The organism is Pseudomonas alkylphenolica, from assembly GCF_016009175.1.
Classification (GTDB): Bacteria; Pseudomonadota; Gammaproteobacteria; order Pseudomonadales; family Pseudomonadaceae; genus Aquipseudomonas; species Aquipseudomonas alkylphenolica_B.
Genome location: NZ_JADUCM010000006.1, coordinates 83,214 through 95,996 on the forward strand (window position 1 = coordinate 83,214; position 12,783 = coordinate 95,996).

A 12,783-nucleotide genomic window follows, 5' to 3' on the forward strand; every position below is an offset into this window, starting at 1 on the left:
AAAGAATCGCGGACTTTAGATCATCTCTTCGCCGCCCTTGCCACCGAGCACGATTTCTCCTGCTTCGGCCATACGGCGGGCGATGGTGAGGATTTCTTTTTGCGCCGTTTCGACGTCGCTGACCCGTACCGGCCCCTTGGCCTCCAGGTCGTCGCGCAGCAGCTCGGAGGCACGCTTGGACATGTTCTTGAAGATCTTGTCCTTGACCTTCTCGTCCGCACCCTTGAGCGAAACCACCAGCACATCGGAAGAAACTTCGCGCAACAGCGCCTGGATACCACGGTCGTCGACATCGGCGAGGTTGTTGAAGACGAACATCAGGTCTTCGATCTGCTCGGACAGGTCGCCGTCGATATCACGGATCGCATCCATCAGCTGGCCTTCCACCGAGCTGTCGAGGAAGTTCATGATGTCGGCTGCACGCTTGATACCACCCAGCGTGGTGCGCGCCGCATTGGAGTTGCCGGAGAACTGCTTCTCGAGGATCTGGTTGAGCTCCTTGAGCGCCGCCGGCTGTACGGTATTGAGCGAGGAAACCCGCAGGATGATGTCCAGGCGCACCTTGTGGTCGAAGTTACCCAGTACTTCACCAGCCTGGTCCGGGTCCAGGTAGGCCACCACGATCGCCTGGATCTGTGGGTGCTCGTAGCGAATGACGTCGGCCACGGCACGCGGCTCCATCCACTTGAGGCTGTCCAGGCCGCTGGTGTTGCCACCGAGCAGGATGCGGTCGATCAGGCCGTTGGCCTTGTCTTCACCCAGCGCCTGGGTAAGCATCTTGCGGATGTAGCCGTCAGAGCCGACGCCCAGGCTGGTCTGGTCGCCGACGATCTCGACGAACTCACTCATCACCTGTTCAACCTGCTCGCGATGGACATTGCCCATCTGCGCCATGGCCACACCGACGCGCTGCACTTCCTTGGGCCCCATGTGGCGCAGCACCTGCGCAGCATCGGTTTCCCCCAGGGACAGGAGCAGGATTGCCGCCTTGTCGACCCGGGTCAGTTTCGCGGTAAGGGCTCGGTTATCACTCATCGGCGTTGATCCACTCTTTCACGACCTGGGCCACACGACCCGGGTCTTCGGCCACCAGGCTCTTGATTGCATTGAGCTGCGCGTCGTAACCCTCGCTCGGGCTTGGCAGCAGAATGCTTTGCGGACCACCCAGGCTAACGCGGTCGTTGGCCAGTTCGCCATCCAGACCGAGCATGCCGCCCAGTTCCATGTCGCCATCGGCACCGGCGCCCTGCTTGCCATTGCCGGTGATGTTGTTAAGTACCGGACGCAGCACACCGAACACCAGCACCAGGATGAACAGCACACCCATGACCTGCTTGATGATGTCCCAGAACCAGGGCTGCGAGTAGAACGGAATCTCGGTGATCACTTCACCACGGTCAGCAGCAAACGGCACGTTGATGACGCTGACACTGTCGCCACGACTGGCATCGAAGCCCACCGCGTCCTGCACCAGGCGGGTAAAGCGCGCCAGGTCTTCGGTGCCCCATGGGGCACGGGTGGTATCGCCCGTCGCCGGGTCGATCTTGACCTGATCGTCGACCACCACAGCCACCGACAAACGACTCAGGCGGCCCTGCTGCTGACGGGTATGACTGATGGAACGGTCCAGCTCGAAGTTCTTGGTCGACTGCGAACGCTTGTCGGCAGGATACGGCGCGAGCATCGGCTGGCCGGTGGCCGGATCCATGATCTGCTGGCCGTTGGCATCGAGCAGCGGTTGCCCCGGCTGGATGGCTGCGGTGGCAGGTTGCGCGCCGCCAGTGGTCTGTGGCGCTGACGCCGGCCCTGGTGGCTGGTTGCTGAGCGCGCCCGGCACACCTTGAGGGCCCATGCTGCTGGAGCGCTGTTCATTCACCGACTGCTCGCTGCGCAGTGCCGGCTGATCAGGGTTGAACTGCTCGGAAGTCGACTCGACCGCACTGAAGTCGACATCCGCCGACACTTCGGCCTTGTACCGGTCGTTACCGAGCACAGGCTGCAGGATGTTGTGCACACGCTGGGTGAGCATGCCTTCCATGCGCCGGCTGTAGTCGAACTGCTTGCCGGCCATGGTCAGCTCGGAGTTGCCGATCTGGTCGGAGAGCAGGCTGCCCTTCTGATCGACAACAGTGACCTGCGACTTGTCCAGCTCCGGCACACTGGTTGCCACCAGATTGACAATCGCCATCACCTGACCGGCTTCCAGCGCACGGCCCGGATACAGCTCGACCAGTACCGAAGCACTTGGACGACGCTCGTCACGCACGAACACCGAGCTTTTCGGGATTGCCAGGTGCACGCGCGCGCCCTTGACGTTGTTCAGGCTGGAAATGGTCCGCGCCAGCTCACCTTCAAGGCCACGACGATAACGGGTAGCTTCCATGAACTGGCTGGTGCCCAGGCCCTGGTCCTTGTCGAGAATCTCGAAGCCGACATTACCGTCGCCAGGCGCCACACCGGCAGCCGCCAGTTTCAGGCGCGCACGCGACAGGTCATCGGCCTTGACCAGCAAGGCGCCTGAATTGGGCTCGACGTTATAGGCGATATCAGCAGCTGCCAGGGTGTCCATGACCTGCTTGGTGTCCATCCCCGCCAGGCTGCCGTACAGCGGCCGGTAGTCGGGTTGCTGCGACCAGAGCACCACGGCAAAACCGATCGCCACGCTCGCGGCAAGGCCCACCAGCAGGCCCACCTGGCGCAGCATGGGCATCTGCGAGATGTTCTCCAGGAACGACATGCCGAACAACGGCGGCTTGGGCGCTGTTGCGCTGCCTTTGGCGGGCACGTTATCGACGACTGCTTCGGCCATGACTCAATCTCGCCCTTATACCGGCATCTGCATGATGTCTTGATACGCCTGAACCAGCTTGTTACGCACCTGGGTCAAGGCTTGAAAGGAGACGGAGGCCTTCTGCGAGGCGATCATCACGTCGGTCAGATCGACACCGCTTTTGCCGATCTCGAATGCATTGGCCAGCTGCGTGGAAGCCTGTTGGGTGTCACTGACCTTGTTGATGGCCTGACCCAGCATGTCGGCAAAGTTGCTCGAACCGAGCTCGGGCGCGGCTGCCGTTTTCGGCATCGACATGGCGTCCATCTGCATGGCCCGCATGTCCAACATCAATCGATTAAACTCAACACCTTGGCTCATGGACTTCTCTCTCCGACGGCCCGCATTTTTTTGACACTCACGCAGCGGATAGGCAGGACTTAGCAACAAAAGTGCCAGCTCTACCTGCCGCACCAACAAAAGCGCGAATATTCATACCCTTCAACTGGCGTACAGGCTGGCCTCGACATCCATGCCGGCATCGCGCATTTGCGCCAGCTTGTAGCGCAGGGTGCGCGGGCTGATACCCAGGCGTTCGGCGGCTTCCTTGCGCCGGCCTCGCTCGGAACGCAGGGTATCGATGATCATCTGGAACTCGTGACGACGCATGTCATCACCCAGGCCGCTGGCCTCGGGTATCGCTGGCGCCGACTGAACAACCGGGGAGGCAAAGGTCGGCATGGCACCGGCCAGACAAAAATCCGCCGCCTCGATCACGCCACCCTGCTGCAGGATCAACGCACGCTGCACGGCGTTGTCCAGCTCGCGCACGTTACCCGGCCAGGCATAGCCTTGCAGGCAGGCCCGGGCCTCGGGCGACAGGCGCACCGCAGCGTGCTTCATTTTATTGACGTGGCGCGCCAGCAATCGCTCGGCGAGCGGCAGAATGTCGGCGCTGCGCTCACGCAACGGCCTCCACGCCAGCGGGAACACCGAGAGGCGATAGAACAGGTCCTCACGAAAACGCCCCGCTGCCACCTCGCCGGCCAGGTCACGGTTGGTGGTCGCCACCACGCGGATGTCCAGTGCGATAGGTTTGCGCCCACCCACCCGCTCCACTTCCCGCTCCTGCAATACGCGCAGCAATTTGGCCTGCAACCCCAGAGGCATCTCGGAGATTTCATCGAGCAACAGCGTGCCGCCATCGGCCTGCTCGAACTTGCCCGCCTGGGCGGCGATGGCGCCGGTGAAGGAACCCTTCTCATGCCCGAACAGCGTTGCTTCCAGCATGTTGTCCGGAATCGCCGCGCAGTTGATGGCCACAAAGGGCTGCGTCGCGCGCGTGGACTGCTGATGAATGTAGCGCGCCAGCACCTCTTTACCGGTGCCCGACTCACCCGAGATCAGCACCGTGGAATCGCTACGCGCCACCCGCGCGGCCAGCTCCAGTAATTGCGCACTGGCCGGCTCGCAGGCCACAGGCCCCTCATCCGCCGAAGCAGCCAGCACCCCGAGGGCATGGCGCGCAACCAGATCAAGCAAGGCCCGCGGCTCAAACGGTTTGACCAGATAATCCACCGCCCCTTGGCGCATGGCCTCAACGGCACGCTCAACGGCAGCATGCGCCGTCATCAGCAGCACCGGCAATTGCGGCTGACGTGCACGCAACAGCGCCAGCAACTGATGCCCGTCCATGCCAGGCATGTTGACGTCGCTGACGACCAGACTGAAAGCCTCTGCAGCAACGGCTTGCAGCGCCTCTTCGGCCGACCCCACCGCTTGATAGTCAAAGCCGCCCAGCTCAAGGGTGTCGCCCAAGGCCTGACGCAGTGCCCGATCGTCCTCGACCAGCAGCACCTTGATTGCCTTCATTGCTCAATCTCCATTTTCATCGCGTCGATCAACGGCAACGTGACCAACGCACACGTACCACGGCCCGGCCGTGATCGTAATTGCAAGGCACCCTGATGGGCCCGTGCCACCGCATTGACCACCGCCAGGCCAAGGCCGGTGCCGGTCGGCTTGGTGGTCAGGAAGGGTTCCCCCAGGCGCGCCAGCAACGCACTGTCGATACCGGCACCGGCATCACTGATGCACAGGCGCAGCAGCTGACCACGGCGATACAGGTGCACCTTCAGGCGAACCGGCTCGCTGCTGGCCTGCAACGCATTTTCCACCAGGTTGAGCAAGGCACCGACCAGGGTGTCGCGATTGCACAGCAACTCGCCCAGATGACTGTCGCACTGCCAGCGCACCGCGTGCCCCTGGACATGTGCCTGAGCGGCCTGTTGCAGCGACTGGAACAGCGCCTTGGGCGTGATCCGGTCGGTCAACGGCAGTTCGCCGCGGGCAAACACCAGCATGTCGCGTACCTGGTGCTCCAGCTCATGCAGGCGCTCCTTGAGGTTGCCGGCAAAGCGCTGCTGGGTTTCCAGCGGCAGGTTCTGCTCGGCCAGGTGACTGGCGTACAGCAGCGCCGCCGACAATGGCGTACGGATCTGATGCGCCAGCGAAGCCACCATCCGCCCGAGCGACGACAAACGCTCATGGCGAGCCAGCTGGCCCTGCAGGCGACGGGTTTCGGTGAGGTCGTTGAGCAGCACCAACTGGCCCGGCTCGGCATCCAGCGAGCGCGTGGCGATCGACAGGCGACGTCCGTCGCGCAGCGATACTTCATGACCATCGTCTTCACGCGGGGCAAAACTGCGGGCAATCACCTGCCGCCACAACTCGCCCACCAACGGCTCGCCCAAGAGCTCGCAGGCAGCAGGATTCGCTTCGCGCACCCGGCCATTGGCGTCAATGACAATGACGCCACCGGGCAACAGGTCGAGCAGGTTTTGCAGGCGATTGGCCAACCGCTCCTTCTCGGCAAGCTCGGCCATGCGCTGGGCACTGACCACCGCCAGCTCACCCTTGAGCTCGGTGACCCGCGCTTCAAGCAAGCTATAGGATTCGCTCAGCTGATTGGAGACCTGGTCGAACATGGCAAAGGCCTGTTCCAACCCGAGACGGCTTTCCTGTTCGGCGGCGTTCTGCCCCTTCGAATCAGGGACACAGGAGATGGGGGCGGCCTGGGGCATCGTGCTCTCTCGCGTGACTGACCGTCATAAAACGGTATGTTGTCTGCGTAGTAGCAATAGCCGTGCCGGATAGTGCGAGGCGGGTAGTGTCGGGGACCGCAGAGTAACGGCAAACACCGATGAGGCGGGCGTTACAGCCCTTGAAAAGATAAGGGTATTACCATGACGGGAGCATCCCTGCGCTCCGTCACGGCGAGGCAGGCGTCAATCCTCCGCCTGTTCGTCTCCATCACGACGGCTCATGCCGTACTTGCGCATTTTTTCCACCAGCGTCGTACGGCGGATACGCAAACGCTCAGCAGCCCGGGCGACGATACCGTTGGCATCATCCAGCGCCTGCTGGATAAGCCCCTGCTCCAGACCGCCGAGGTAGTCCTTGAGGTCCAGCCCTTCTGGCGGAAGCATGGCGTGCGTGGCAAAACTCGGCGAACTGCCATTGATTGCCACACGTTCTTCCAGGTCCGAACGCAGGCTGTCGACCAGATGCTCGTCTTCGTCATCGACGTAGCGGAATTTTTTCGGCAGTTCCGACACACCGATCACCCCATAGGGGTGCATGATCGCCATGCGCTCCACCAGGTTGGCCAGCTCACGGACGTTGCCCGGCCAGCCATGACGGCACAGCGACATGATCGCTGCCGAATTGAAACGGATCGACCCGCGCTTTTCGTGTTCCATGCGCGAAATCAGTTCGTTCATCAGCAGCGGAATGTCCTCGACGCGCTCACGCAGCGGAGCCATCTCGATCGGGAAGACATTGAGACGGTAGTACAGGTCTTCGCGGAAGGTGCCCGCCTCGATCATGCTCTCGAGGTTCTTGTGGGTCGCGGCGATGATGCGCACGTCGATGCCCTGGGTCTTGTTGCTGCCGACCCGCTCGAACGTCCGCTCTTGCAGTACGCGCAACAGCTTGACCTGCATCGGCAGGGGCATGTCACCGATTTCATCGAGGAACAGCGTGCCACCGTTGGCCAGCTCGAAGCGTCCAGCACGGCTGGTGATGGCACCGGTAAAGGCACCTTTCTCATGGCCGAACAGTTCGCTTTCCAGCAACTCGGCCGGGATTGCACCGCAGTTGACCGGCACGAACGGCGCTTCGCGGCGCTTGGAGTGATAGTGCAGGTTGCGCGCCACCACTTCCTTGCCGGTACCGGACTCGCCGAGGATCAGCACGCTGGCGTCAGTATCCGCCACCTGCTGCATCATCTGCCGCACATGCTGAATGGCTCGACTGGTGCCCACCAGGCTGCGGAACAGGTTCGGCTCGCGCTGGCGACCGCGCTCGCGGGCCTGGTCGTACATCTCGCGATAGACCTGGGCGCGATGCAGCGAATCGAGCAACTTGCTGTAGCTCGGCGGCATTTCGAGGTTGGACAGCACCCGACGACGCAGCTCTTCCGGAAGCTCGGCTGAAGAAATTTCGCCTAAAAGCAAAACCGGAAGGAACTCATCCCACGCAGCCACTGTCTTAAGCACGCTCAACAGACTTGCCGGAGCATTTACGGTCCCGATCAGGACACAGAGTACTTCACGACTGGATGACAACGATTCGACAGCCTGCTGCCAGTCTTGGCTTGAGCAGGTGAGATTTTCTTCGCCGAGAAAATTGAGTACCACCGCCAGGTCGCGGCGGCGAACGCTATCGTCATCGATCAGCAAAATTTTGGTTTCACGCCACATGCAATAGCAACTTCCCTAGTCATCTCGGCGCCCCGCAAAGGGCTTGCTCGACATCATTCCGACTGAACGATCAGTGTTCGGACGTCTGAATTGTGAAAACAGCCACTAGTTAAGTCAAAAAACCGTTCAGGGTCAAATTTATGGCGCCCTGTTTCCGGTTTTGCCCAGCGTCAGCTGAACAAATGGTATACCTTTGCCGCGTTTTTGGCTTGTCGGAACTGCGTCATCTCGTTGACTATTGTTTGACGCTCGTCACTTGCAACCGCAATTAATTGTCGGTAGACCCCGAGCAACTCCTCAAGACTGCTACGCAGCACCGCTTCATTGACCGACGCCTCCGCCAATACATCGTCGACACACAACCTGATGCTGACATCGAGCTCGCTGATCGCCTCCCAGTCGCGACTGTCTAGGGCACCCAGCAATGCTGCGCGGGTTTGTTCGATACGCTCGAGCACGACACTCATCACAACCTCCTAGATATCGGCGGGTTGATCGCCAATTGCGTCCCAGCCTTCCTTGACAGTAATCAGCAGCCGGGCGACCTCATTGAGGATCTCCGGGTCATTCTGCACATTTGCCTCGACCAGACGCTTGCTCATGTAGGCGTACAGGTTGTCCAGATCGGTCAGCGTGTCCGCATGGTTGTCCAGATCCAGGCCCTCACGCAGGCCGCCAACAATGCCAATGGCCTTGCCGATGAGAATGCCGCGCTGGGCAATATCGTTACGCGCCATGGCGCCCTTAGCCTGGGCAATGCGGTCAAGGCCGCCCTGCATCAGCATTTGCACCAGACGATGGGGGCTGGCCTCAGAGGTCTGGGCCACGCCATTGACTTTCTGGTACTGCCGAAGGGCCAACATAGGGTTCATGTTCTACCTCGTCACAACTAAAAAGGTTTCGTATACCGCTTATATCGCCTGCGCGTCAAAAAACTTTAAGGCAAAAGAAAAAGCCCGGCGCATCAGACTGACGCTGCCGGGCTTTTGGCGTGCTACGCGATCAGGACTTTGGCGTGCTACGCGATCAGGACTTTTTAGCCTGCGCGTTGATGGCATCGAAGAACGAGGTGATCTGATCCGCCTGAGCCTTCATCTTGCCCAGCGCCGTATCCAGTGCGACATATTTCCTGGTCAGCGATTCGGTCAGCGACTCGGTACGACGATCCAGTGCCTCTTGCTGGTCACTCAACGCCTTGGCGGTTTTGTCCAGGTTGGTCTTGCGCGAGGCCAGGCTGCCATCGGTGGCGTTGTAAGGGTCGATCGCCTTGTTCATGCGCTCGAAGATACCGTTGGTCCCGGTGAACAGCTCCTGGACTTCCGGGCCGAGCTTCTTGTCGTTCATCGCAGCATCGAACTTGGTGCTGTTGAACTCCAGCGTACCGTCCTTCTGGGTGTTGATACCCAGCTGGCTCAAGGTGGTCAGCTGATCGCCGGCCCCTACTTCGGTCAACACCTTGCGCACATCACCCAGCAGGGAGCGGGTGGTCGGGTCGTTGGTCAGCGAGCCCAGTACCAGGTTGTCGTTCTCGTCACGGCTGGTGGCTGTCAGCGTGGTGATTGCTTTTTGCAGCGTGTTGTAGGCGTCGACGAAGCTCTGGATCGACGTTTTCAGGCCGTCGTTGTTGGCCGTTACGCTGACTTTGGTGCCCGCACCATCGACAGGGGTGGCGGAGACCAGATCGAAGGTCAGGCCGCTGATCGCGTTGCTGATGGTGTTGCTCGCACTGTTGACCACCAGACCGTCGATGGTCAGTTCTGCGTTCTGGGTCTTGGCCGTGATGTAGCCGGCACCTTCAGTTGCCATGGGCTTGGTGCCATCGATTTCAAGCTCGGGAATCCCCGTCAGCTTTAGGTCGGTGTTCTCACCCGTTGTGGTGGACGACAGCACCAGGCGCGTACCGTCCTTGCCAGTCACGATGTTGGCACTGATGCCATTGGCACCCATCTCTTTGTTGATCTGATCGCGCACGCTTTGCAGGGTGGCGCCATCACCAATGGTGAGCTTGTAGCTTTTGGTGCCTTGACCGATGGTCAGCTCACCCGCGGTGATCGACTTGGCTGCACCTTCGATGTAGGCCTGGCTGGCCACTTTCGAGCTGGTCGCCAGCTGCTTGACCTTGATGTCGTACTCGCCTGCAACGGCGGTGTTGCCGGAGGTGACTTTGATCACCGCGTCGTTGGCAGACTTTGCCGCAAAGGCATTGAACGACGGCGCATCTTTGTCGTTGAGTTTTTTCATGGCGTCTTGGTACGCCGTGAGGGCACTGCGCAGCGCACCAATCCCGGAGATCATCGCACTGTTGTTACTGGTCTGGCGGGTGATCTGCGCCTGCTTGGCAGCGGTATCAGACTGAACCAGCGCCTTGACGATCCCGGAAATATCGAGACCGGAACCCAGGCCAGTGGAGGAAGTAATCGGGCTTGCCATGCTGTTGTCCCTCTCATTGTCGCGTCAGACCCACTCCTGCAAGCCCGACATCAAACACCACAAAACTGTTCGCCGCCCGGTCAGACCTTGGCGTCGAATAGAATACTGTTTACATCGCTCAAACTGTTGGCGATTCGCAGCGCCTCTTCCGAGGGGATCTGACGAATCAGCTCGCCGGTATCGCTGGCGAGAACCCTGACGACGATTTTGCCGGAATCTTCATCAGTGGAGAATTCCAGATTCCGTCGGGTCGCGTGCAGGAACTTTTCAATTTCCGAGACGGCACTCTTGACCTTGTCGACGTCCCCACTCGCTTGCAAGCCAGGCTTGTCGCTGTCACCGGATGCCTCGGCCAACCGCTTAACCGGCTTGTCCGCAACCTGTTCGGCCGCACGCGCAGCCGGATATGACAGGTTCATTTTGACACTCATGTCCATGTCCGCCACCTCAGAATGAAAAGGCGGGGAAGTGCCTCAAGTGCACTCCCCCGCCGAAAACCATCAGGCAGATTAGCCCAGCAGTTTCAGAACTGCCGATGGCAGCTGGTTGGCTTGAGCCAGAACCGAAGTCGACGCTTGCTGCAGAGTCTGCTGCTTGGTCAGCTGAGCGGTTTCAGCAGCGAAGTCGGTGTCCTGTACACGGCCACGAGCGGCTTCGGCGTTCTCGTTGATGTTTTGCAGGTTGTTGATGGTGCTGGTCAGACGGTTCTGGTTGGCACCCAGGTCAGCACGCGAGGCGTTGATTGCTGCCAGTGCGTCGTCGATAGCGCTGACAGCAGCGGTGAAGGTCTGCTCAGCAGCGGTGGTGTTGGCACCAGTGATGCTCTTGCCAGCCAGGCCGGTCAGCGCAGCGCCAGTACCGGTGGTTTTCATGGCAGCGCTGAGGCTGATGGTGATCTGGTTGCTGGTGCCGGAGTTGGAGCCGACCTGGAAGGTCATGGCGCCAGCAGTACCGTCCAGCAGGTTCTTGCCGTTCAGCTGGGTGCTGTCAGCAATACGGTCGATCTCTTTCAGCATCGACTGGAATTCTTTGTCCAGTGCGTCACGGTCGGTCTGGCTGTTGGAGTCGTTTCGGGACTGAACGGCCAGTTCACGCATACGCTGCAGAATGTTGGTCTGCTCTTGCATCGCGCCTTCAGCGGTCTGGGCGATGGAGATACCGTCGTTGGCGTTTTTGATTGCCATGGTTTGACCACGGATCTGCGAGGTCATGCGGGTAGCGATCTGCAGGCCGGCGGCGTCGTCTTTGGCGCTGTTGATTTTCAGGCCCGAAGACAGACGAGTCATCGAAGTGCTCAGAGCGTCGGTAGCACGGTTCAGGTTCTTCTGAACGCCCAGGGAGGTGGTGTTGGTGTTTACAGTCAAAGCCATGACGAATTCCTCGTTGGATGGGTACTACGGCTTCCGGCCTTGGCAATTCGCCGGGTGTGGCACAGAGAACCTTCGTAATAGTTATCGTCGTCAGGGCGGGTTGCTTTAGGGAGTTTTCAAAAAAAATTAATGGCCACCTGCCAGCCCAATGAAATCAAGGTGTTGACGCCAATTATCAGGCAGGCCACACCGCAGCCGGAAACAAAAACGCCGCCCGTAGGGGGCGGCGTTTCGGGTTTGACGCGAATGCTTCAGTCCCGGCGCTCGATGATCGCCGAGCCCCAGGACAGCCCCACGCCAAAACCACTGAGCGCGACGCGTTTGCACTGGGAGCCAAGCACGTGCTTCTCCAGCAGCAAAGGAATGCTCGACGACACGGTGTTGCCGGTCTCGACCATGTCCTTGACGAACTTGGCCTTGTGCTCGCCTTCATCGAAACGCGCCGACACGGCATCGACAATCGCTGCGCTGCCTTGGTGCAGGCAGTACAGGTCGATGTCTTCGGCCTGCAACTGGCTGGCCTCAAGTAACAGATGCAGGTGAGCCGGCACCTTGACCAGGGCAAAGTTGTAGACCTGGCGGCCGTTCATGAAAAACTTGCCATCGGTGGTACGCAGGTGCTCGGCACCGGCGCCATCACTGCCGAACAGTGACTTGCCCAGCTGCCAGGCCGCATCTTCGCCCATCCAGGTCGCGGTTGCCGCGTCACCGAACAACATGGTGGTGTTGCGGTCTTCGGGATCGACAATCTTCGAATAAGGGTCGGCAGTGATCAGCAAGCCGTTCTTCAGGCCAGCCGCCTCCATGAAACCTTTCAGGGCATAGAGGCCGTAGACATAGCCCGAGCAACCCAGGGAGATGTCAAAGGCAGCAATATGGGTCGGCAAGCCAAGCTTGTCCTGAACGATCGCGGCAGTGTGCGGCAACCCTTCGGCATCGCCGTTCTGGGTGACAACGATCACCGCCTGGATAGAGGCCGGGTCCAGCGACGGATTGGCAGCGAACAGGTTGCGGACCGCTTCGACACACAGGTCGGAGGTTTCCTGGCTAGCGTCCTTGCGCGGCAAGAAGGTAGAACCGATCTTGCCGAAGATGAAATCCTGGTCCTTGCCGAATTTCGCGCCCTGGGCATAGTTGTCTATCCCTTCAGTAGGCACGTAACTGGCGATGCTTTTAATGCCAATCATATGGCTTCCCAATTCAATAACAGCGAAATACCCACTGCGACTACAACGACAAACAGCCAGACGAACGGGTCACCCCCTTCCCTGACAGCTCCTCCAGGCGCGACGCAGCAGTTCCCGGTTTCGACAATATACAGTGAAGATGCGCGTTCTGACTCTCGAGTCACGCGCTTTTTGTCGATTCGCTGAAGGCGACAGGCGCAACCGGGTTTAGGCGCACCTATTGCTCATGGGCAAGCCTGCGACTCATTCGAGCGCCTCTCACC

Annotated in this window: 12 protein-coding genes; all 12 read right to left on the reverse strand. The window is 60.2% G+C overall.

Going from position 1 to position 12,783, the window contains the following annotated elements:
• Window positions 1–15: 15 nt before the first annotated feature.
• Entirely contained in the window at window positions 16–1,035 is a 1,020-nt protein-coding gene (gene fliG, locus I5S59_RS08340; protein ID WP_038613367.1) for a flagellar motor switch protein FliG, read from the reverse strand.
• Window positions 1,028–2,809 carry a flagellar basal-body MS-ring/collar protein FliF gene (fliF, locus tag I5S59_RS08345; protein ID WP_197876199.1) on the reverse strand — a complete coding sequence of 594 codons (1,782 nt, stop codon included), beginning with the start codon at window positions 2,807–2,809 and terminating at the stop codon, window positions 1,028–1,030. Before fliF ends, fliG begins: the two co-directional genes overlap by 8 nt.
• 15 nt (window positions 2,810–2,824) lie before the next feature.
• Window positions 2,825–3,151 (reverse strand): flagellar hook-basal body complex protein FliE, encoded by a 327-nt coding sequence (fliE, locus tag I5S59_RS08350; protein ID WP_128324343.1) that lies wholly within the window; start codon window positions 3,149–3,151, stop codon window positions 2,825–2,827.
• Window positions 3,152–3,271: 120 nt separating this feature from the next.
• Window positions 3,272–4,642 (reverse strand): sigma-54-dependent transcriptional regulator, encoded by a 1,371-nt coding sequence (locus I5S59_RS08355; RefSeq protein WP_197876200.1) that lies wholly within the window; start codon window positions 4,640–4,642, stop codon window positions 3,272–3,274.
• Window positions 4,639–5,853 (reverse strand): sensor histidine kinase, encoded by a 1,215-nt coding sequence (locus tag I5S59_RS08360; protein ID WP_232239640.1) that lies wholly within the window; start codon window positions 5,851–5,853, stop codon window positions 4,639–4,641. Before I5S59_RS08360 ends, I5S59_RS08355 begins: the two co-directional genes overlap by 4 nt.
• Window positions 5,854–6,057: 204 nt before the next feature.
• Entirely contained in the window at window positions 6,058–7,533 is a 1,476-nt protein-coding gene (gene fleQ, locus I5S59_RS08365; RefSeq protein ID WP_197876201.1) for a sigma-54 dependent transcriptional regulator, read from the reverse strand.
• 170 nt (window positions 7,534–7,703) lie between these two features.
• The gene (locus tag I5S59_RS08370; RefSeq protein ID WP_197876202.1) at window positions 7,704–8,000 is read right to left on the reverse strand and encodes a flagellar protein FliT; all 297 of its coding nucleotides are present in this window, start codon (window positions 7,998–8,000) and stop codon (window positions 7,704–7,706) included.
• A gap of 9 nt (window positions 8,001–8,009) precedes the next feature.
• Window positions 8,010–8,405, reverse strand: coding sequence for a flagellar export chaperone FliS (fliS, locus tag I5S59_RS08375; RefSeq protein ID WP_128324338.1), 396 nt, complete (start codon window positions 8,403–8,405; stop codon window positions 8,010–8,012).
• A 154-nt stretch (window positions 8,406–8,559) separates the two neighbouring features.
• Complete coding sequence (fliD, locus tag I5S59_RS08380; RefSeq protein WP_197876203.1) at window positions 8,560–9,963, reverse strand: flagellar filament capping protein FliD; 1,404 nt, start codon at window positions 9,961–9,963, stop codon at window positions 8,560–8,562.
• 80 nt (window positions 9,964–10,043) lie between these two features.
• Window positions 10,044–10,400, reverse strand: a complete 357-nt coding sequence (locus I5S59_RS08385) for a flagellar protein FlaG (protein WP_197876204.1) — start codon at window positions 10,398–10,400, stop codon at window positions 10,044–10,046.
• 72 nt (window positions 10,401–10,472) lie between these two features.
• Window positions 10,473–11,333, reverse strand: coding sequence for a flagellin domain-containing protein (locus I5S59_RS08390; protein WP_128324335.1), 861 nt, complete (start codon window positions 11,331–11,333; stop codon window positions 10,473–10,475).
• A 251-nt stretch (window positions 11,334–11,584) separates the two neighbouring features.
• Entirely contained in the window at window positions 11,585–12,520 is a 936-nt protein-coding gene (locus tag I5S59_RS08395) for a ketoacyl-ACP synthase III (RefSeq protein ID WP_128324334.1), read from the reverse strand.
• Window positions 12,521–12,783: the final 263 nt, after the last annotated feature.

Bases quoted from the DNA above. Each gene is read 5' to 3' on its own strand.
- I5S59_RS08385 (WP_197876204.1), bottom strand. From the start codon at position 10,400: ATGGACATGAGTGTCAAAATGAACCTGTCATATCCGGCTGCGCGTGCG.
- I5S59_RS08390 (WP_128324335.1), bottom strand. From the start codon at position 11,333: ATGGCTTTGACTGTAAACACCAACACCACCTCCCTGGGCGTTCAGAAG.
- I5S59_RS08360 (WP_232239640.1), bottom strand. From the start codon at position 5,853: ATGCCCCAGGCCGCCCCCATCTCCTGTGTCCCTGATTCGAAGGGGCAG.
- fliG (WP_038613367.1), bottom strand. From the start codon at position 1,035: ATGAGTGATAACCGAGCCCTTACCGCGAAACTGACCCGGGTCGACAAG.
- fliD (WP_197876203.1), bottom strand. From the start codon at position 9,963: ATGGCAAGCCCGATTACTTCCTCCACTGGCCTGGGTTCCGGTCTCGAT.
- I5S59_RS08370 (WP_197876202.1), bottom strand. From the start codon at position 8,000: ATGAGTGTCGTGCTCGAGCGTATCGAACAAACCCGCGCAGCATTGCTG.
- I5S59_RS08355 (WP_197876200.1), bottom strand. From the start codon at position 4,642: ATGAAGGCAATCAAGGTGCTGCTGGTCGAGGACGATCGGGCACTGCGT.
- fliE (WP_128324343.1), bottom strand. From the start codon at position 3,151: ATGAGCCAAGGTGTTGAGTTTAATCGATTGATGTTGGACATGCGGGCC.
- fleQ (WP_197876201.1), bottom strand. From the start codon at position 7,533: ATGTGGCGTGAAACCAAAATTTTGCTGATCGATGACGATAGCGTTCGC.
- fliF (WP_197876199.1), bottom strand. From the start codon at position 2,809: ATGGCCGAAGCAGTCGTCGATAACGTGCCCGCCAAAGGCAGCGCAACA.
- I5S59_RS08395 (WP_128324334.1), bottom strand. From the start codon at position 12,520: ATGATTGGCATTAAAAGCATCGCCAGTTACGTGCCTACTGAAGGGATA.
- fliS (WP_128324338.1), bottom strand. From the start codon at position 8,405: ATGAACCCTATGTTGGCCCTTCGGCAGTACCAGAAAGTCAATGGCGTG.